This is a genomic window from Hymenobacter norwichensis DSM 15439 (genome assembly GCF_000420705.1).
GTDB lineage: Bacteria > Bacteroidota > Bacteroidia > Cytophagales > Hymenobacteraceae > Hymenobacter > Hymenobacter norwichensis.
Genome location: NZ_ATVL01000010.1, coordinates 67614 through 87473 on the forward strand (window position 1 = coordinate 67614; position 19860 = coordinate 87473).

The window sequence follows — 19860 nt, forward strand, 5'->3', positions numbered from 1 at the left end:
AGGTAAGAAGGTTTAGGAACAGCCGCATCTATCGGCGGCCGGGGCCGTACCTTTGCATAGGCCAGCTACCGGCTGCTTCTCCCGCCTGACTACCATTGCCTTATGACCTTATTTCCTTGGCTGATTAGCGCGTTGGCGCTGTTACCGTCTTTCAACTCGCGCCCATCCACGCCCCGGGTGCGCACGTTCACCTTCGATTACACCGCCACCTTGCCCGCCGCCCCCGCTGGCACCGACTCGGTGGAACTGTGGCTGCCCATTCCGCACCCCGATGCCTCGCAGGATATCCGGGAGTTGAAAATCAATACCAAAGCGGCCTATACCATCACTGATGCACCTCTCGGCAACAAGGTGCTGCACCTGAAAGTACCTGCCGCGCAAGCCGCTGGTCTTACCGTCGATATGCAGTTTCAGGCCACCCGCCGCGAGCATCAGAACCCGTTTCTGGCCGGTGCCACCACTAAAAAGGTGCGCCCCACTGATGCCCCTGACCCAAACATGACCCGTTGGCTGGCCCCAGACCGCCTCGTGCCCCTCGACCCGAAAATCAAAGGCTGGGCGCAGGAAGTGGTAACGAAAGCCAACGCCAAAACCGACCTCGAAAAAGCCCGCGCCATCTATGAGCACGTCGTGAGCACCGTCACCTACGACAAAACCGGCCAAGGATGGGGCCGCGGCGACATCTACTACGCCTGCGACGCCCGCCGCGGCAACTGCACCGATTTCCACGCCGTGTTCATCGGCTACTGCCGCGCCCTGAGCATTCCGGCCCGGTTCAGCATTGGCTTTCCGCTGCCTACCGAGCGGGGCACCGGCGAAATCAAAGGCTACCACTGCTGGGCCGAGTTCTACACCAAGCAAACCGGCTGGGTGCCCGTCGATGCCTCCGAAGCCGCCAAGGACCCCTCGCGCCGCACCTACTTCTTCGGGGCCCACGACGAAAACCGCGTGGAACTTACCCGCGGCCGCGACTTGGTGCTGAACCCTCGGCAGGAAGGTGCACCGCTCAACTACTTCGTGTACCCCTACGCCGAAGCCGATGGCAAGCCCTTGGAAGGTGTAAAAGGCCAGTTTCGGTACCAGGACGTAGGCAAATAGAGTTGGTGAGCTGAAGCGTAGCAAGGGTTAGGCTAAAAAAGCCTGTCGTCATGCAGAGCAGAGCGAAGCATCTCGCGTGCTGACGCAGGGTTACTACTCTAGCATCAGCACGCGAGATGCTTCGCTCTGCTCTGCATGACGTTCTGTTATTCGGTTTCATACACCCCAAAATCAAAATGCCCGGAGTTCCTCGCTCCGGGCATTTCGCAGTATAGCCTCACCTAATTATAAAATATAAAATCTGAATAGGTCTGGGTAAGTCTCTGGATAGATTGGGTAAAGCCTATTTCATAGATAGTTTTTGGATAGGATTAGCGGAGCCGTTGCCCACGGCTACCAATGCTTGTTTGATTTCAGCGTCCTGCTCGTGCAGCACGGCATAATAGGTGGCCTTGCCGTAAGCGCTGCGCGCGATGTACGCCTTGAGCTGGTTGCGCAATAGGTTGGCGCAAGTCCGCAAATGCGCGGGATTAGCTGGCATTCCATCGTGGGCCGCTAACTCCACCAAGCCTTGCAACTGCGCATCGGTGACGCGGAAAGTGCTTAGGTACTGTTCTGGCCGCAACGCTTCTATTTCTGTTTTGTGCTCCTGGAAGTATTTCAGAGCGTATTCGCGCACCAGATTGTGGCTTTGCAGCCGGGTGTAGTACGCCGAAAACGCCGATGTGTCGCGGGGCACAAATAAGTCGGGCATGATGCCGCCGCCCCCGTACACGGTGCGGCCGTGGTCGGTGTGGTAGCGCAAGGAGTCGGCGAAGCGGATGCTGTCGGCGTGGAACAACTCCCCGTGTCGCAGCCGGTTCTGGAGGTCCTGCTCGTACGCCGCCAGCCCCTTCCGATACGACTTCTGAATGCTGCGGCCCGAAGGTGTGTAATAGCGGGCAATAGTCAGGCGCAGTTCCGAGCCATCGTTTAGCGCAATCGGCTGCTGCACGAGCCCCTTTCCGAACGTGCGGCGGCCTACTACCAGCGCCCGGTCGTGGTCTTGCAAGGCGCCGGCTACCACTTCGGCGGCCGAGGCGCTGCCTTCATCTACCAGCACCACCAGCGGGCCTTCCTCGAACTCGCCGGCTACTCTGGAAAACGTCTGGGTATCATACTGGTCGCCTTTGCCGTCGGTGTACACCAGTTTGCGGGTACCCCCGATGAACTCGTCGGCCAGCTTGGTGGCGCGGTCGAGGTAGCCGCCGGGGTTGCCGCGCAAATCCAGCACTAAGCTGGTCATGCCTTGGCGGCGCAAGTCGCCCAGTGCCTGCTTGAATTCGTCGTAGGTGCCGCTGGCAAAACGGCTGATTTTGATGTAGCCGGTTTGCTTGTCCAGCAGATAAGCCACGTCCACCGAGTTGTTCGGAATCCGGTTGCGAATCAGGGCCACGTTAATAGGTTTCACCTGATGGCGGCGCAGCAACTGCAACACCACCTTCGAGCCCCGGATACCGCGCAGCTTGCCAAACATCTGCTCGGTGGTGATGTGAATACCCGATACCCGCTCGCCGTTCACGGCCATGATCCGGTCGCCGGGCTGCAGGCCCGACAGCTCCGCCGGCCCACCGCTGAGCGGCGCCACCACCGTCACGGTGTCATGGAAAATGTTGAATTCCACCCCCACCCCGTCAAAGTCGCTTTGCAGGAAAGAGGCTGCCTGCTGTTGTTGCTTGGCCGGAATGAACGTGGAGTGCGGGTCGAGTTGCTCCAGCATCCGGCTGATAGCATAATCCGACAGCGCCTCGGCATCCACCGAGTCCACGTAGTCGCGGTCCACGTAGCTCAGAATCTCCTTGAACCTCAGGTAGCCGCGCACCGTGCCATCCGGGTTTTGGCTGGATGGCCGAAACGGATTGGAGCCCAGCAACATCCCACACCCCAGCGCCAAAGCCAGCAGCAGAGGCTGCCGAACCCGCCGCCGCATATGGCGGAGCGGAGCTTCCGGAGTAAGCTCCGGTTGTGGCTTGGGCGCTGAAGTCATGAGACGGTTAGAGAGTAGAGTTTCTGGCTATAGGAGTACTTGTTAGATAAGATATATTAAACTTTAATAAGAATGCGGTGCTTGATAATATACTTGTGATTTTTCTGATAAAACTAAACTTTGATAGTAGTAAAACTTGTCAAATTCTCTGAAAACAAAAGAATATATTTTTGAAAATGTGCTGTAGTGAGTAGCTGGGACAAATGTAGTTTATGAATTTATTAATACTGCGCAGTTTCGGCCAAGAGTACGGAGTACTCGGCCGACCGGATTGTTCTGACCGGTGAGTGAAGTAATTCTGTGTTACTGATTGTGTTGCTTGGTCGTACCTTTGCGGCTGTAGCCACAGTGGCCGCGCTGGAGCCTCACCCTGAATGTCTTGCCGTCATGAGCCGTATTCTCGCCATTGATTATGGCAATAAGCGCGTCGGGCTAGCCGTAACGGACCCACTCCAGCTCATTGCCACCCCCCTCGACACGGTACACAGCAAAGACTTGCTAACCTACCTGAAAGCCTACCACCAGCGCGAGCCGCTGGCCGCCTTGGTGGTGGGCATGCCCAAAACGCTGCTCAACGAAGCCACCGACAGCACCAGCGCCGTAGTGGGCTTGGTGCGGAACTTGCGCCGTGAGTTTCCGGAGGTGCCCGTGCACGAAATAGACGAGCGGTATACCTCGCGTATGGCCCACGCGGCCATGCTGGCCGGCGGCCTCAGCAAAAAGGACCGTCGCGACAAAGCCACCGTCGACCGGGTGTCGGCTACTATCATTCTGCAATCTTTTCTTGAATCCCGATGATTTACCCTATTGTTGCCTTCGGCGACCCAGTGCTTAAAACCCGCACCAAAGACATTCCCGCCGACTTTCCGGCCGATGAACTCAAGCAAATCGTGCACGATATGTACGATACCATGTACCACGCCCACGGCGTAGGGCTGGCCGCGCCCCAGGTTGCCAAGAGCATCCGCCTGTTCGTTATCGACTCGGAGCCGATGATGGACAACGAGGATGAAGAAACCGGCGAGCCGCTACCCGACGCCGAGAAGGGTGTGAAGCGCGCCTTCATCAACCCCCAAATGGTGAGCGAAACCGGCGAGGAATGGGGTTTCGAGGAAGGCTGCCTGAGCATTCCCGGCGTGCGCGAAATGGTGTATCGCCCTGAAACCATCGTGCTGCGCTACGAAGACGAAAACCGCCAGCCCCACGAGGAAACCTTCTCCGGCATGACGGCCCGCGTCATCCAGCACGAGTACGACCACCTGGAAGGTGTGCTGTTCACTGATAAGATTTCGGGCTTCAAAAAGCAGCTCATCAAAGGCAAGCTCAACCGCATCAGCAAAGGCGACGTGAATGCCGATTACCGCATGCGCTTCGCGGGCCAAGGCCGGCGCTAATACAATAGCCGATAGAGGGTTAAGGAGAGCCGTGCCGAATGAGGTACGGCTCTTTTTTTGCATATTGCTACCTGTCGTCTATTGACTTATTTGTAGGGTTGATTAAGTTATGAAGTATCTGCGCAAGATTCTATTTGCACTCTTTCTGCTACCGTTACTGCTATTGCCGCACCAGCCACAGGCGTGGGGCTTCTTCGGGCATCGGCTTCTCAATAGGCTGGCCATATTCACGCTGCCGCCCGAAATGATTGGTTTCTACAAAACCAACATCGAGTACCTCACCGAAAACGCCACCCGCCCCGACTCACGCCGGGCGGTAGTACCCGGCGAAGCCGCCCGCCACTTTCTGGATGCCGATGTGTACGGCGACTCAGCCCTGACGAAGCTGCCCCGCTCGTACGCCGATGCCGTAGCTAAATATGGCGAAGACTCGCTAATGAAGCACGGCATTGTGCCCTGGCAAGTGGTGCGCATGAAAAGCCAGCTCACCGAGGCCTTCCGCACCCGCGACGCCGACCGAATTCTGAGCTTGTCGGCCGACCTGGGCCACTACATTGCCGATGCTTGCGTGCCGCTGCACACCACGCACAACTACAACGGCCAACTTACCGGCCAGCGCGGGATTCACGGCCTTTGGGAATCGCGCCTGCCCGAAATCCTGGCGGCCAACTACGACTTCTTCACCGGCCCGGCACCATATCTGGAGCGGCCTTCCGAAACCATCTGGGCCACCGTGGGCCGCTCCAATGCGGCTCTGGATTCAGTGCTACACTTCGAGAAGGAGTTGACCGAAAAGTTTGCCGAGGATAAAAAGTACGGCTTTGAGGAGCGGGGCAACCAGACGGTGCGGGTGTACTCCAAGGAGTTCAGCCGGGAGTACCACCAGCGCTTGGCGGGCCAAGTGGAGCGGCAGATGCGGCTGGCCCAGCGCCTGATTGGGGCGTTCTGGTACACCTGTTGGGTGGATGCTGGCCAGCCCGACTTGGATGCGTTGCCCAAGCAGCCATCCCAGAAAGAGCAACTCCGGCTGGCTCGAGAAGCCAAAGAGCAGCAGCAAGCTCCCACCGCCACTATTCACGGCCACGAAGAATAAACCGCAACAAACAGTAGTGGCAATTGCGAACCGGACCGGAACTTTACCGCCTGTCCGTTTGCTGCCTACCCTATATGCCCGATTCCACGTTCCAGGCCCAGCCGCTTCAACCCGGCGACTTTTACTTCACGCCGGAAGGCTATATGGTATTCACGGAGCAGTACCACCGGCGGCGCGGGAACTGCTGCGGCAACGGCTGCCGGCATTGCCCGTGGCCAAAGAAAGATTCGGCCACGAAAGGTAAACAGTAGGAGAGGGCCCGAAACCAAGCTGGAAACACTGCCAGTAGCGGGTTTCTTTGCCTCGCCCTTCTTCTTTTATCGTATTATCTCTCATCCTTTTACCGTGCATGTTTGGTTCTATCAAACTTATGCCGATATTTGCGGCCCTGTTTCCAGCACTGTAACCTCAACATAACATATATCATGGCCCGAGTTTGTGATTTGACCGGCAAGCGTACCCGCGTAGGTAACAACGTGTCGCACGCTAACAACAAGACCAAACGCAAATTCTACCCGAATTTGCAGAAGAAGCGCTTCTACATCCCCGAGGAAGATTCTTGGGTGACGTTGAAAGTAGCTACTAGCACGATCCGCACCATCAACAAGAACGGCATCATGTCGGTCCTGAAGAAGGCGAAAGAGCAAGGCTTCATCGTTTACTAGTCCGGCGTAAGTCCCACTACCAAGCGAATTTATTGAAGGCGTATTCCTGAATCGGATAGCTATTTTCGATTTAAGAGTGCGCTTTTTCTTTTTCCAGCTAAGGGCGGAGTTGATTTCGAGGTGTTACAGACGGTTGTGGCTATAAGTATTGAGGGATGAGGTTTTGGCAACAAACCACCACTCAATTACTTAACGAATTAGCTATTTAACAATCAACCGCTTGTCTATTCCAAAAAGACCCGTACCTTTGCAGTCCTTAATCCCAAAAACCCCGTCGAGATGGCTAAGAAAGGAAACCGGGTGCAGGTAATCCTCGAATGCACCGAGCACAAGAACTCGGGTCAGCCGGGCACCTCGCGCTACATCACCACCAAGAACCGCAAGAACACGCCTGAGCGTATCGAGTTGAAGAAATTCAACAATGTGCTCAAGAAGATGACCGTTCACAAGGAAATCAAGTAACTGAGTTATGGCTAAGAAAGTAGTTGCAACCCTGAAAGTAGCTGGCGGCAAAGACTGGGCGAAAGTAATTCGCGCAGTAAAATCCGACAAAACCGGTGCCTACACGTTCCGCGAGGAAATGGTACCCGTTGACAAAGTGCAGGAGTACTTGAGCACCGGCGTTAAGTAGTTCAGCGCCTTCGGGGCTCCCTGACCGAAATGAAGAAGTCCCGCCAGCGTGGGACTTTTTTCGTGTTGGGGTTTTGAGAACCTAGGGTCTTGGGGTTTTAGGTTTTCACTGATTCCAACTGGCATATGGTTGCTGCGGCCCACTAAAAGGGCTCGCAAAGGTATATTGACATCCAAGTCCCCAAGACCCTAAGCCCCCAAGACCCCTATGGGCCTCTTCGATTTTTTCAAGAAAGACAAGGAAAGCAAGGAGCAGCAGCAAGCCCTGGATGAAGGGTTGCAGAAAACGAAAACCAGCTTCTTCGACCAGCTCAGCAAAGCCGTAGTGGGTAAAGCCACCGTGGACGAAGCCGTGCTCGACGACTTGGAAACTCTGCTTGTGCACGCCGACGTGGGAATTGACACGACGGTGAAGGTTATCGACCGGATTGAGAAGCGGGTGGCGCGCGACAAATACGTGAACACCTCGGAACTGGACCGGATTCTGCGCGAGGAAATTGTGGATTTGCTCCAGGACAACCGTGCCTCGGGCTCCAGCGCTATCCTCGACCGGCCCGACAGCCCCGGCCAGCCCTTCGTGATTATGGTGGTGGGCGTAAACGGAGTTGGCAAGACCACCACTATTGGTAAGCTGGCTCACCGGTTCCATAGCGCCGGCAAGAAGGTGGTGCTGGGCGCCGCCGACACCTTCCGGGCTGCCGCTGTAGACCAACTCATCATTTGGGGGCAGCGGGTAGGCGTGCCGGTTATTTCACATGGCATGAACACTGACCCTGCTTCGGTGGCCTATGATGCCATCAAGCAAGGCGTAGAGTTGGGCGCCGATGTAGTGATTATTGACACGGCCGGCCGCTTGCACAACAAGGTGAACTTGATGAACGAGTTGAACAAGATCAAGCGCGTGATGCAGAAGGTGATTCCGGATGCACCGCACGAGGTATTGTTGGTGCTCGATGGCAGCACGGGGCAGAATGCCTTTTTGCAAGCCAAGGAGTTCACCAAAGCCACCGAAGTATCGGCGTTGGCCATTACTAAGCTCGACGGCACGGCCAAGGGTGGCGTCGTGATTGGTATTAGTGACCAGTTGCAAGTGCCGGTGCGCTACATTGGGGTAGGAGAGAAAATGACTGATTTGCAGCTGTTCGACCGGCGCACGTTCGTTAACTCCCTGTTCAAAAAATAGTAACCGCCACCTAGGATTATCAGTCCGAGTGGAGCGAGGAGTTTTGTGGGTCGGCGTTGTGGAAATACCCGAACGTCAGCCCGCAAGATTCCTCGTTCTGCTCGGAATGACTGTTTCCGTACCCAAAGGTTCAGCTGCACAAAGGAACGTTCACCCTAGGAAAAGGCGTTGCCGGGTTCGTACCTTTGCGGTCCGATTTTCGCCGCAGGCCGTAGCGGGCAAGTTTCTCACTCAGAAAGCATTGCCCGGCCGCCTGCCTATCCAATCAGCATGAAAGTAAGAAGCCAACTGGCCAATAAAGTCAACGTTATTACCCTCGGGTGCTCCAAGAACATTGTGGATTCGGAAGTGCTGATGGGGCAACTCCGCGCCAACCAGTTTGACGTGACGCACGAAGCCGAAACCAGTGACGCCAACATCGTCATCATCAATACCTGTGGCTTCATTGATAACGCCAAGCAGGAAAGCATTGATACCATTCTGCGCTACGCCGACGAAAAGGAAGCCGGCAAGCTGCAAAAGCTGTACGTAACGGGCTGCCTCTCGCAGCGCTACAAAGACGACCTAGAGGCCGAAATTCCGCAGGTAGATGCCTATTTCGGCACGCTGGAGTTGCCGCAGCTAATGAAGACGCTGGAAGCCGACTATATGCACGAATTGGTGGGGGAGCGGCTACTGACCACGCCTCAGCACTACGCTTACTTCAAAATTGCGGAAGGCTGCAACCGGCCCTGCTCGTTCTGCGCCATCCCGCTGATGCGCGGCAAGCACGTAGACCGGCCGATTGAAGACCTAGTGCGTGACGCCAAGCGTTTGGCCTTGCAGGGCACCAAGGAGCTGATTCTCATTGCCCAGGACCTAACGTATTATGGCCTGCAAGCCTACGGGGAGCGGAAGCTGGCCGATTTGCTCCGTCACCTCTCCGATGTGGAAGGCATCGACTGGATTCGGATGCAGTATGCGTACCCGTCGCAGTTCCCGATGGATGCGCTGGACGTGATGAACGAACGGAGCAATATCTGCAAGTACCTGGATATGCCGTTGCAGCACGTTTCGGATAACATGCTGAAAACCATGCGCCGCGGTATCAGCCGCCGCCGGACCATTGAGCTGGTGGACACTATTCGGCAGCGGGTGCCGGGCATTGCCTTGCGTACCACGCTCATTGCTGGTCACCCCGGCGAGACGCAGCAGGATTTCGAGGACCTCTACAACTTCGTGGAGGAAACCCGCTTCGACCGGCTCGGCATCTTCACGTACTCGCACGAGGACAACACGCACTCGTACTCGATGCCTGACGACGTGCCGGCCGAGGTGAAGCAGGACCGCGCCGACCAGATTATGGAGTTGCAGCAAGGCATTTCGATGGACCTGAACGAGCAGAAAGTGGGGCAGACCTACAAGGTGCTCTTCGACCGGAAGGAAAGCGGCTACTTCGTGGGCCGCACCGAGTTCGACTCGCCGGAAGTGGACAACGAAGTGCTGGTGCCCGCCACCAAAGATACCTTTGTGCGCCTTGGTGACTTCGCCCAAGTGAAGATCCACGAAGCGTCCGACTTCGATTTGTACGGCACGTTGGTATAGCCTTCGTGAGTTGTTAGCCGTTTGCTATTGGCTGTTAGTTGATGAGGTGCGAAAGTATCTTATCCGCTGACAGCCAATTGTTTTTACTGGTTTTTGATACGCGTAAAGAGCTATCAGCCAACAGCTAAAAGCCAATAGCTGAAAAAGCTCAGTTACTTTGTGGCGGCTGGCCGGTTATAGCCGAACTATTCTCCTCTGTATGTCCGTCACGACCCTGCGCTACGCCGACACCGGCGCGTTTTCCCCGTTGCTTACCGCCTACCTAGACCGGCACGAAGCCCTGACCCCGTTCTATCACCGCTTCCCGGCCCTCGAAGAATTTCAGGCCCAGATAGAGGAAAAGCAGGCGCAGTATACGCCCGAAGCCCGGCAACGGCTGGTAGCGGCCTTACGGGAGCAATACGCCACACTGCCCGAAGTGCATCCGCAGGTGCAGGCCAAGTTGGCGCTGCTGGAAAAGGATACCACCTTTACCATCACCACTGGCCACCAGCTCAACCTACTGACAGGGCCGCTGTACTTCGTGTACAAGATTGTAACGGCCATCAAGCTTAGCCGCCAGCTCAAGGAGCAGTATCCGCAGTACGACTTTGTGCCGCTGTACTGGATGGCCACCGAAGACCACGACTTCGCCGAAATCAACCACTTCCAGTTGTTTGGCAAGAAATACGAGTGGAACGCCACTGACCAAGGCGGACCAGTAGGCCGGATGAAGCTGGATGGGTTGCAGCAAGAGTTGCTCGACCAACTGCCGGCGGATGTACCTGCCGCTTTCCGGGAAGCCTACCAAACGGCCGGGACGCTGGCCGGAGCCACTCGCCAGCTCACGCACAGTTTGTTTGGGGAGTATGGGTTGGTGAGCCTTGATGCCGACGCGCCTGCGTTGAAGCAAGCTCTGGTGCCGGTGCTGGAGCGCGAAATCCTGGAACAAGCCTCCAACAAAGCCGTGCAAGCCTCCGATGCGCAGCTGGAAGCCGCTGGTTTCAAGCCTCAAGTGTATTCGCGCCCGCTCAACCTGTTTTTCCTGACCGATACTGGCAAGCGGGAGCGGCTGGAATACGATGCTGCCGCCGACTGTGTGCAGATAACCGTGCGCAACACCAATCGATGTCATAGCCAGGAAGAGTTACTCGATTTAGCGCGTCAGCACCCCGAGCAATTTAGCCCCAACGTAGTGCTGCGGCCGCTGTACCAGGAAATTCTGCTGCCTAACCTGTGCTACATCGGTGGTGGGGCGGAAGTGGCGTACTGGTTTCAGCTGAAGCAGGTATTTGCCGACAATCAAGTGCCCTATCCAATTCTACTGCTGCGCAACTCGGCTCAGTACATCGGCAAGGCCAACCTGGGTAAATTGCGCAAACTGGGGCTGACAGCTACGGATATTTTCCGGCCGCTGCCGGAGCTGAAGAAGCAAGTGGGCGCCTCGTTGGGGCAGGAAGAAATCAGCCTCGCCGCGCAGCAGCAAGCCTTGGCCGCCGTGTTCAAAGAAGTATCTGACTTGGCCCAGCGCCTTGACCCAACTTTGGTGCGTACGGTGGCCGCAGAGCAGCAAAAAGTGGTAGGGAGCCTCGCCGGCCTGGAAAAGCGCCTCAGCAAGGCTGCCGAAGCCAAGCACGAAACAGCGTACAGCCAGCTTGCGGCCCTCAAAGACAAGCTGATGCCCGACGGCCAGCTGCAAGAACGGGTCGATAACGTGCTCAGCATCATCATCAATAACCCGCAATTCATCGAGCAGCTCCTCGACGCCTTCGACCCGCTGGCGCTGGAATTCACGGTGCTGGAAGAAGAGTAGACTTCGTTTTTCGTTGCTTAAAGAAACAGCTAGTATAATGCTGAAAGCCGAACTGCGTCGTATTGCGTTAGCCCAGCGGAAAGCCTTGTCAGAGAGCGAAGTAGCACAGCGCAGCAGCCAGTTGCGGGAGCAGTTGTTCGCACATTTCGAGGTGGTGAAGTGGGAGTGGCTGCACGTGTTCCTACCGATTCCGCAGCAGCATGAGCCGGACACTTGGCAGATTATCCGTTGGATTTGGACGCATGAGTTACCGGTGCAACTAGCCGTACCCATGGTGCAGGCTGATGGCGTGAGCTTGCGGCACTATCACCTAACGCCTGACACTGCATTGGCAAACAACCGATGGGGTATTCCAGAGCCGATGGGGGCCGCTGAGGTTCAGCCGGCACAGCTGGGCGCCGTGCTAATTCCGCTGTTGGCCTTCGATGAAAATGGGCACCGCGTAGGCTACGGTAAAGGCTTCTACGACCGGTTTCTACAGGAGTGCCAGCCCGATGTGCTGCGGATTGGGTTGAGCTTGGAGCCGCCCGTTCCCATCATTGCGGATGCTTGGCCCGGTGACGTGCCTTTGACTGCATGCGTGACTCCCAGCGGCGTATGGCAGTTTGAACGGTAGCGGAAAAGCTTGGCGTATAGGATATAGTAAGCCGATGAGCAAGCAATAAGCTCCGTGAATGAGCCGTTGGATGGTTATCCATTCACTATATATCCATTCGCTCATGGCTGAAATTGCATCGTCCGCCCCCGCTGGCCGCGGCTCCAAGCCCCGCCGCAAAAAGCTCTCTACTCGTATCGACATGACGCCCATGGTCGATTTGGCGTTTCTACTGTTGACCTTCTTCATCCTGACGGCGTCATTCAGCAAGCCCACCGTTATGGACCTAGCTATGCCAGCCGGCAAAGGCCCTCAAACACCATTATCGGAAAAGAAAGCGCTTACTCTGATACTAGGTAAAGACAGCCAAGTGCATTACTTCTTCGGCCTAAACACCGAAGCCAACCCGGCCAAGCTGTATACTACCACTTTCAGCTCCGATGGATTGCGAAAGGTATTGCTGGAACGGCAGCGCCAGCTACCGGCTCCTACTGTACTCATCAAGGCCGGCCAAGATGCTAAGTATCGCGACCTGGTAGATGCACTGGATGAAATGACCATCACCGACCAGCAGAAGTACGCCTTGGTTGATCTGACTGCCGCCGACCGGGAATTGCTAGAAAAGAATGCGTTGTAAGTAATTGAAAGCTAAGCGCCGCCCGGAGGGGTAGCCTTGTGGGCGGCGCTCAGTTTACCTACGCGGTAGCAGTTATAGCCAAAGAAAAGCAGCGCCAGAAATTGCAGGCCGAAAGCGCTAAAGAGCAGTGACAGGTATGGACCGAATGGTGACGGAGACGGAGTTGGCTCAACATATAATGGTGGATAAATTGTCGGACTGCTGGCTCTGAGAACGATAGTCAGATAGTGACTCATGCACATCAACACTGCGCTGACTGTGGCTAGGAGCAGATGGTTCAGGATGGAGCGCCGACGTAAGAGCAGCATAACGATACCCACAACCAACACTGTGGGTATAAACAACCAACTGATAAAGGACGAGCGCGACAGTACGAAATATGTATTGTGTATCTGAATATCAAGTGCCTGTTGTTGTAGCGCCTCGAAGCCGACCAGCATACCAGCTAGCAAAATCGTTACACTTCCCGATACGAGTAGCCAACAGGCTACAAGCCATAGCCGCTTGGTTAGCATCAAAGAGGGGCTTTCGCTTGCTTGGGAGACGGCAGAATATCCACCTGTTTAATGCGGGCCTGCCCCCAGGGCGCAATACTGACCTGCACCCGCAGCAGTTGCTTCGGTTTTAGCTTCCGGCCGACCTCGGCGGGCACGTAGTACTTCTCGAAGCCATAGCGCAGGCGCATGCTGCGGCGAAATACATCATTCACCCACCCACGCAGCACCACTTGGCCAGCGGGTACCGCGGGTTCCTGTGAGTAGACGGCCACCGCCTCGTAGCGGTCCTGTTGGGGTTCCAGCACCACGTATACGGCCTGTTTGCGGCGGGGCAGGGCACCCCCCTTCCACAAACCGCCCGGAATCTGGCTGATGCTGTAGCTCAGGTTCAGATGGTCGCCGTAGTTCAGGTCGCGCGGGTCGATGGGGGTGGTATGCAGCGTGATGGTTTCGCCGAGGGCTCCGGTAGCATAGCCGGCGACGGCCACGGCCAGCACAAATAGCACCTGGGCCGCCAGCAGCCACCACATACCCACCCGCCGCCGCGCCTCGGGTAAGGCCGACTGGGCCGTCGCTACGGGAGGAATGGAGGTTGGTGAAGAAAAGGTTTCCGAAGGCATCGGCAGGAGAGTTTAAAGGTGAAGCTCTAGGAGCCTACCCAACATTTTTGAAGGTTTGGGCGGCCCGGCGACGCAGCAACAAGCTCAGCCCAAACAGCAGAATACCACCCAACAGGAAAAACAACGACTTATCCATGAAGCCCCACGTCAGCTTGAAATAAGCCACGGCGGTAGTCAGCACAAATAACACCGTGCCCAGCGTAACCCGGTCCTGGTTCTGTTCCTGATGGGCACGGGCCAGCACCGAGCCCGAATACGCATACAGTACCACCACTGTACCCACGGTTAGCGGCAGCCCGCCCGGCAGGTAGAAGCCCGGCAATAACAGCAGCCAATCGGTAGCGCCACTAAGGCGGCCCCGGAGCTTCTTGCCCCACAACGACAGCGCCAGCACTGCCCCCAGCGCCGCCAGATAGGCCAGCAACGGAGGCCGGAGCCGGTCGGTGTAGGCATCGGCCTCGCCGAACAGAGCCAACCCCAGCGTAAAGAGAAACGCAGCTACCAGTGGTGGCCCCTGCAACGCCCGCGCGGCAGGTCGGTCGGTTTGCCAGTCGCCAGCCGTGTATATCAGCATAGCAGGAACAAAGAACCAGGTAATTTTAACGTGCAAATGGTTGATCAGCAAGGCAGTTTGCCAGAGTAGGCCGGTAGCCAGCACGCCCCCCAGCACCGCGTCGGGGCGGCGCCACCAGTAGTAGCCCAGCCCGCCCGCCGTGAGGGCTGCCGTGAAGTAGCTGAATACGCCCAACTGCCCGGTGTTGTATCCCTGCACAATGCCCCCGATAATAACGGTGAGCAGAAACAGAAACCGGCTGCTGTACAGCCACGTCAGCAGGATACCTACCACCGCCCAGGCCAGCAACCCGGTCAGGTCGTAGCCGATAAGCTGGTACATCTGGCTGGTGAGGATAATGCTGGCCCCGAACAGAATCAGCCCCAGTCCCACTAACCCCAATCCCAACGACTCGTACTGGCGGCGTAGGAAGTATTCGGCGGCTACGTAGGAGCCCGCCAGAGAGCCCAGCAGCAACCCCAGCCGCACCAGTTCCGGCAGGTTCTGCCAGCTGGCGGCCACCACGCTCAGCGCGCTCAGCGCAATCAGCAGGCTGCCTAGTAGCGGCAACAGGCCAATGGTAGGCTTTTCGGGCGGGTATAGGTCCAGCAGCTGCGCCTGTTGCTCGGCGCTGATGATGCCCTTTTTCACCCATTCCGCCCCATCCGTTTCAAGTAGTTTCCGACTCATAGCTACCGCAACTTACGCAGGAGTACGCATGAGTAGAATTAGCATTTTATTTCACCATTTATTATTTGTGAAATCTGGGGCAGTATTGCTTCAGGGCATTTGTGAATAATTTCAGAACCTTGCCGATTTCTAGAAATCTTCACTTCATACCCCAATTTTCTTTTTGCGTCTGCTATCCAACAGGTCTTAATAGTTTTATTGAAGTGCTTCCTATAGCAATTTTGTATGGCTTTATATGTCATGAGTTTGCATGTTTAAAAACTGGAATTTATCGATAACCCTTCTTACCCTGCTTTTCGGGCGCGCGTCATTTCGCGCTTGCCGGCGGGACCCGGAATCTTCTCTACCAACCAGCCGGCGGCTTTCAGGCTGCGACGGAAGCTGCCTTTGGCGCAGTAGCTCACTAGTACCCCGCCAGGCGCCGTAGCGTCGTAGAGCTGTTGAAACACCTCGTTGGTCCACATTTCCGGCTGTTTTTCCGGCGCAAAGGCATCGAAGTAGACAACGTGGTAGGTTTCTTCGGAGAGAGGAGTGGCCTGGAGCGTACCGGCAATTTTGTAGAGCGCAAACTGCGGCGTGAGGGCTACGGGCGCCCCCCAGCCGGCCGCGTGCAGCTGCTGGTGGTAATCCAGTAACTCCGGATTTAGCACGTAGCGCTCCACGCCCAGCGTATCGATAACCGCGGGCGGCAGCGGGTGTTTCTCAATTGTATCGTATAGAATAGGGTGGGAACTGCTGAGGCTGCGCTGCAAAGTAAGCAGCGCGTTCAAGCCCGTACCGAACCCCACTTCCAGCACCCACACCATGCCGGTGGCAGCGGCCAATACTGGTTCCAGGCCAGCCCTTAGGTACACGTGCTGGGCCTCCTGTACCGCGCCGTGCGTGCTGTGGTAATGCTCGTCGAGGGCCGGAACATACAAGGTGCTGGAGCCGTCGGCGGTGGTGCGCACTTCTACTTTGGGAGTGGTCATGGAACGGGGAGTGGGAGAGGATGGGAATGGAGGGAAACCGGAGCGAGAAAAATGATGCAAGCAGCACAACTTAGCACGCGTGTAGCCTATTTGCCTACTGGCGCGTACGCTACTACGAGTGCCCACTATTCTGCTGCCAACCAACACGAAGCTATGCCGCGCATCAAGGTAAATCTACCCGAAAATTTTCTGTTCTCGACGGAAATTCATGTGCGCATCACCGACCTCAATTATGGCGCGCATCTCGGCAACGATGCCTTGCTCGGGATTCTGCATGAAGCGCGGGTGAAGTTCTTGCAACAGGTTGGTAGTATGGAGGTTGACCGCGCCACCGGCAAGGGGCATATCATGGCCGACGTGGCCATCGAGTACAAGGGCGAGGCCTTCTATGGCGACGTACTGCGCATTGAAATGGCCGCCAACGACTTTTCCCGGTACGGCTTCGACCTAGTGTACTGGGTGCGTAATCAGGACGGCCGTGAAATTGCCCGCGCCAAAACCGGTATGCTGGCCTTCGACTACAACACCCGCAAGCTAATGCCTTTACCCACCGAATACGCCCAGCGGCTACGCGGCGAGTAACGCGCTCCGCATCAACAAAATCTGCATTCTGGAACCCAACTGCCTCACTCGTTGTATCTTTGCGGCTATGATGATTGACCTGCCCGTAGTTTCCAAGCGCGACATCCGCAAACTCACCCCCGACGAGCTGAAAACCTTTATGGTAGAGCACGGCGAAAAGCCGTTTCGTGCCAAGCAGGTAGGCGAGTGGTTGTGGAAGAACACGGCCTCTTCGTTCGAGGAGATGAACAATATCTCGCTGGCTACCCGGCAATTACTGGCGCAGCACTTCGTAATAAACGGCGTGACGGTGCAAAACAAGCAGCTCTCCAACGACGGTACCATCAAGTCGGCGTTCAAGCTCTACGACGGCAACGTGGTGGAAGGCGTGCTCATTCCGCACGACACGCGCATGACGGCCTGCATCAGCTCACAGGTGGGCTGCTCGCTGACGTGCAAGTTTTGCGCTACCGGCTACATGGACCGTAAGCGTAACTTGGATGCCGCCGAAATCTACGACCAGGTGGTGCGCATTAAGGAGCAGTGCGAGGCCGAGTACGGCACGCCGCTCACCAACATTGTGTACATGGGCATGGGCGAGCCGCTGCTCAACTACGCCAACGTGGTGAAAAGCATTGAGCGTATTACGGCCCCCGATGGCCTGAACATGGCCCCGCGCCGGATTACGGTGAGCACCGCCGGCATTGCCAAGATGATCAAGAAGCTGGCCGACGACGAAGTGAAAGCCAATTTGGCTTTGAGCCTGCACGCGCCCAACGACGCCAAGCGCAACGAAATCATGCCCATCAACGAAGCCAACTCCTTGGCCGCGTTGAAGGAAGCCCTGCAGTACTACCATCAGAAAACCGGCCGCAAAGTCACCTACGAGTACATCGTATTCGAGAACTTCAATGACACGCTACAGGACGCCGAAGAACTGCTCCAAATTTCCAAGTGGCTGCCCTGCAAGGTGAACCTTATCGAGTACAACCCCATCGAAAACGCCGACTACCGCAACACTGGCGAAGAAAAGCTGCTAGTGTTCTTGAAGTATCTCGCCGACCGAGGTGTGCAAACCAACCTGCGCCGCAGCCGTGGCAAAGACATTGACGCCGCCTGCGGCCAGTTAGCCGTGAAAGAGAAGCCCCAGGCTGCGTAGAGCCGCTTATTTGGTTGTTTCGTCGAGGCCTAGCTGGGTTAGATAACCGGGACATTGGTCGGCGAGGAGTAAGGCTATTTTGCGGCCTACTCCTTCCATGTGTGTCTTGTTGCTGATGGCCTTGATGCCGTAGTAGTTGGACAACGTTTCCAAGTGTTTGAGCATGGCCCCTTGCATAGCGGTTTCCATTGCTTGCTGGCGCTCAGTAGCAGAGCGGTTGGTGAACGGCCTTTTGGTGTTTTCGGCATCAAGGCGCTGGCAGATTTCGGTGGCAACAATGACCAGGGTTGGTTTTTCTTCAGCCGTAATGGCGGGCATATTTTTCAGCTGCCCCATCCCGATGTTCATCACCAACGGCTGGCTGATTGGGCATTCCTTTACTAAGAGCAACACCACATCGCGCCCCACCGCTTCGCCGAACTTGCGTGGCTTGCTGACGTGGTTAGCTTCCATAATAGCCGACATTTCATCGATGTGGTCTTGTATGCTGCTTTGCAGCACATCTGTGAATAAGGATTGCGCTTCGGCAGAAGAGAGCTTATTTAAAGGAGCCTTTTTATCTTCTTCGGCTAGCTTGGTGCACACCGTTTGGGATACGTGCTGCACAAAGTGCTTTTGCCCTTTCAGTGTGTCGGCTGCCATGGCGTTGCCGTATACTTGGCCACCAGCCAAGACCAGTAATAGGGAGGATAATAGCAGTGTAGATAGTTTTTTCATCCTCGCAAGATACTATATGGCTCAGGTAGTTACCACCCAGTTTGGGTAGGTTTTCGGGAAGCTGTACGCTAAGGTTATTCTATATAAAGCCATTCACAAAACCCACTTACCGTCGGCTACCCTTGCCGAAGCGGTACACAACATCCATATAGATGGGAAAGCCTATAAAAGCGTCTTCTTTGAAGTTGTGGAAAGGCAATAGATAAATGCCGCCCAGGCCCAAGCTGAAACGGCGGCTCGCGTGCCGGGCGCCAAACAACCCCAGGGTGCCGGGTTCATCGCCTAACAACAGAAAATTCTCACTCACCAACGACCAGCCCCGGCTGATACGTTTCTGGCCGCCGTAGTGCAACACAGGCGTTTTATCGATACCGGTTTTGCTGACAGCGTATCCCAACCCCACGCTCACGTTGTCGTCAGCGGAACCGTACGTGACTACGCCGTAGCCAATACCCGTACGAATAGGTTTGAATTCGGGGTCTAGTTTAGGAAGGCGAGTGTACATCATGCCCCCGCCAATGTGCCATTTATCGGTAAGCTTGGCCGACAGCTTGGGCGTAACTAACAGCACCTGATTGCGGAGTGGTAAGAATGGAATGACGGAAAACAGCACGCCCACCGAGAAATTGTTGGTGAAGCCGTAGCTGGCACCGTACAGGGCGCCATCGGTCTGCTGGAAGTAGCCTTCTCCGCGACGCAGGTTGCGGGCCGTGGGTAGCAGAAATAGCCGGTGCCCATTACCAACATCAAAACGGGTGATAGCGCGGTGTTCCGGCCGGGGTGCGGATTCAAGATGTTCGATGTCAGCGCGCTCCACCACTACCAGGCCCGAATCGAGGGTAAGGAGTTCTAGTTGGGTGTGGTAGCGGGCCAGCAGCTCGCCCTCCACAGTAGCACCAGACCGGAGCTCTGCCCGCAGCCAGCGCGAGGTTGGGAACCGTGGTGTTCGAGTTTTGGGTGCGAGTAGGGGCGGCAGGCTGGTCAATTCCTGCTGTCGGGTTTCGATGGTGGTGCGCACTGCTGCGAAAGCCGCTGGTGTGAAGAGACGCAGCACCGTACGGCCGTCGCGCAGCAGCGTGCGGAGCTGAATGGTGCTGTCGGAGGTTAGGCTTTGCTCGAAACGGGCTTCCGTAAACATATCGGCCGCGTAATATGGAAACAGGCCATACGTTGCTTTCTCCTGCGAATTGATAACCTCGCCTACTACCGGGCTAACAGTAAGTAGCTGAACAGTTGGTTGCTGTGCCTGCGCACGAAAGGCCAGTAGCCACAATAAAAGCCCAGTTCCAACGCACGCAATACGCTGCATAGCCATAAATAAAATAGTCTTGCTAATAAACACACTCTGCCAGACAGCAGAATAATAAAAGCTAAAAGCAAGGATCTAACGCCAGTTTTTTACAAACCGTATAGGACCGTGCTGACTTGGTTACCATATAAATTCAGTAGCTGAAA

At 56.1% G+C, this 19860-nt stretch carries 22 protein-coding genes; 15 read left to right on the top strand and 7 right to left on the bottom strand.

Annotated elements, in window-relative coordinates:
- The first annotated feature begins 102 nt into the window (after positions 1 to 102).
- The gene (locus tag G536_RS0118335; protein WP_022825064.1) at positions 103 to 1098 is read left to right on the top strand and encodes a transglutaminase-like domain-containing protein; all 996 of its coding nucleotides are present in this window, start codon (positions 103 to 105) and stop codon (positions 1096 to 1098) included.
- Between the two features lie 283 nt (positions 1099 to 1381).
- Here G536_RS0118335 and G536_RS28725 read toward each other — a convergent pair whose 3' ends face one another.
- Positions 1382 to 3064 carry a S41 family peptidase gene (locus tag G536_RS28725; protein WP_022825065.1) on the bottom strand — a complete coding sequence of 561 codons (1683 nt, stop codon included), beginning with the start codon at positions 3062 to 3064 and terminating at the stop codon, positions 1382 to 1384.
- Positions 3065 to 3451: 387 nt separating this feature from the next.
- Between G536_RS28725 and ruvX the strand changes: the two genes are divergently transcribed.
- The 12 genes from ruvX to G536_RS0118400 all read left to right on the top strand — a co-directional run bounded on the left by ruvX (position 3452) and on the right by G536_RS0118400 (position 12637).
- Positions 3452 to 3862: a Holliday junction resolvase RuvX gene (gene ruvX / locus G536_RS0118345; RefSeq protein WP_022825066.1), complete on the top strand. Its 411-nt coding sequence runs from the start codon at positions 3452 to 3454 to the stop codon at positions 3860 to 3862.
- Complete coding sequence (def, locus tag G536_RS0118350) at positions 3859 to 4458, top strand: peptide deformylase (RefSeq protein ID WP_022825067.1); 600 nt, start codon at positions 3859 to 3861, stop codon at positions 4456 to 4458. Before ruvX ends, def begins: the two co-directional genes overlap by 4 nt.
- A gap of 109 nt (positions 4459 to 4567) precedes the next feature.
- Positions 4568 to 5551: a zinc dependent phospholipase C family protein gene (locus G536_RS0118355; RefSeq protein WP_022825068.1), complete on the top strand. Its 984-nt coding sequence runs from the start codon at positions 4568 to 4570 to the stop codon at positions 5549 to 5551.
- Between the two features lie 74 nt (positions 5552 to 5625).
- Positions 5626 to 5802 carry a C1orf53 family protein gene (locus G536_RS32510; RefSeq protein WP_022825069.1) on the top strand — a complete coding sequence of 59 codons (177 nt, stop codon included), beginning with the start codon at positions 5626 to 5628 and terminating at the stop codon, positions 5800 to 5802.
- Positions 5803 to 5976: 174 nt separating this feature from the next.
- Positions 5977 to 6216, top strand: a complete 240-nt coding sequence (gene rpmB, locus G536_RS0118365; RefSeq protein ID WP_022825070.1) for a 50S ribosomal protein L28 — start codon at positions 5977 to 5979, stop codon at positions 6214 to 6216.
- A 279-nt stretch (positions 6217 to 6495) separates the two neighbouring features.
- Positions 6496 to 6678 carry a 50S ribosomal protein L33 gene (rpmG, locus tag G536_RS0118370; RefSeq protein WP_022825071.1) on the top strand — a complete coding sequence of 61 codons (183 nt, stop codon included), beginning with the start codon at positions 6496 to 6498 and terminating at the stop codon, positions 6676 to 6678.
- Between the two features lie 7 nt (positions 6679 to 6685).
- A complete protein-coding gene (locus tag G536_RS31605) occupies positions 6686 to 6847 on the top strand; it encodes a DUF4295 domain-containing protein (protein WP_022825072.1) in 162 nt (53 codons plus the stop codon).
- A gap of 207 nt (positions 6848 to 7054) precedes the next feature.
- Positions 7055 to 8029, top strand: coding sequence for a signal recognition particle-docking protein FtsY (gene ftsY / locus G536_RS0118380; RefSeq protein WP_022825073.1), 975 nt, complete (start codon positions 7055 to 7057; stop codon positions 8027 to 8029).
- Between the two features lie 270 nt (positions 8030 to 8299).
- Positions 8300 to 9613 carry a 30S ribosomal protein S12 methylthiotransferase RimO gene (gene rimO, locus G536_RS0118385; protein WP_022825074.1) on the top strand — a complete coding sequence of 438 codons (1314 nt, stop codon included), beginning with the start codon at positions 8300 to 8302 and terminating at the stop codon, positions 9611 to 9613.
- Positions 9614 to 9812: 199 nt separating this feature from the next.
- Positions 9813 to 11405: a bacillithiol biosynthesis cysteine-adding enzyme BshC gene (gene bshC / locus G536_RS0118390; RefSeq protein WP_022825075.1), complete on the top strand. Its 1593-nt coding sequence runs from the start codon at positions 9813 to 9815 to the stop codon at positions 11403 to 11405.
- A 37-nt stretch (positions 11406 to 11442) separates the two neighbouring features.
- On the top strand, positions 11443 to 12021 hold the full coding sequence (locus G536_RS0118395) for a 5-formyltetrahydrofolate cyclo-ligase (protein WP_022825076.1): 579 nt from the start codon (positions 11443 to 11445) through the stop codon (positions 12019 to 12021).
- 103 nt (positions 12022 to 12124) lie between these two features.
- Complete coding sequence (locus G536_RS0118400; protein ID WP_022825077.1) at positions 12125 to 12637, top strand: ExbD/TolR family protein; 513 nt, start codon at positions 12125 to 12127, stop codon at positions 12635 to 12637.
- Between the two features lie 11 nt (positions 12638 to 12648).
- On the opposite strand, the gene G536_RS0118405 is transcribed toward G536_RS0118400, so the two are convergent.
- The 4 genes from G536_RS0118405 to mnmC2 all read right to left on the bottom strand — a co-directional run bounded on the left by G536_RS0118405 (position 12649) and on the right by mnmC2 (position 15968).
- Entirely contained in the window at positions 12649 to 13077 is a 429-nt protein-coding gene (locus G536_RS0118405) for a hypothetical protein (protein ID WP_157530755.1), read from the bottom strand.
- A 74-nt stretch (positions 13078 to 13151) separates the two neighbouring features.
- Entirely contained in the window at positions 13152 to 13754 is a 603-nt protein-coding gene (locus tag G536_RS0118410) for a GDYXXLXY domain-containing protein (RefSeq protein WP_022825079.1), read from the bottom strand.
- Between the two features lie 34 nt (positions 13755 to 13788).
- Positions 13789 to 14997: a DUF2157 domain-containing protein gene (locus G536_RS0118415; protein ID WP_022825080.1), complete on the bottom strand. Its 1209-nt coding sequence runs from the start codon at positions 14995 to 14997 to the stop codon at positions 13789 to 13791.
- Positions 14998 to 15281: 284 nt separating this feature from the next.
- Positions 15282 to 15968 (bottom strand): tRNA (5-methylaminomethyl-2-thiouridine)(34)-methyltransferase MnmC2, encoded by a 687-nt coding sequence (gene mnmC2 / locus G536_RS0118420; protein WP_022825081.1) that lies wholly within the window; start codon positions 15966 to 15968, stop codon positions 15282 to 15284.
- A gap of 51 nt (positions 15969 to 16019) precedes the next feature.
- On the opposite strand from mnmC2, the gene G536_RS0118425 reads away from it, so the two are divergent.
- Positions 16020 to 16550 (top strand): thioesterase family protein, encoded by a 531-nt coding sequence (locus tag G536_RS0118425; RefSeq protein ID WP_022825082.1) that lies wholly within the window; start codon positions 16020 to 16022, stop codon positions 16548 to 16550.
- Between the two features lie 70 nt (positions 16551 to 16620).
- On the top strand, positions 16621 to 17688 hold the full coding sequence (gene rlmN, locus G536_RS0118430; protein ID WP_026880353.1) for a dual-specificity RNA methyltransferase RlmN: 1068 nt from the start codon (positions 16621 to 16623) through the stop codon (positions 17686 to 17688).
- Between the two features lie 6 nt (positions 17689 to 17694).
- Here the strand turns inward: rlmN and G536_RS0118435 are convergent, their stop codons facing one another.
- On the bottom strand, positions 17695 to 18405 hold the full coding sequence (locus tag G536_RS0118435; RefSeq protein ID WP_157530757.1) for a hypothetical protein: 711 nt from the start codon (positions 18403 to 18405) through the stop codon (positions 17695 to 17697).
- A gap of 106 nt (positions 18406 to 18511) precedes the next feature.
- The gene (locus G536_RS0118440) at positions 18512 to 19543 is read right to left on the bottom strand and encodes a hypothetical protein (RefSeq protein ID WP_157530759.1); all 1032 of its coding nucleotides are present in this window, start codon (positions 19541 to 19543) and stop codon (positions 18512 to 18514) included.
- Positions 19544 to 19860 lie beyond the last annotated feature (317 nt).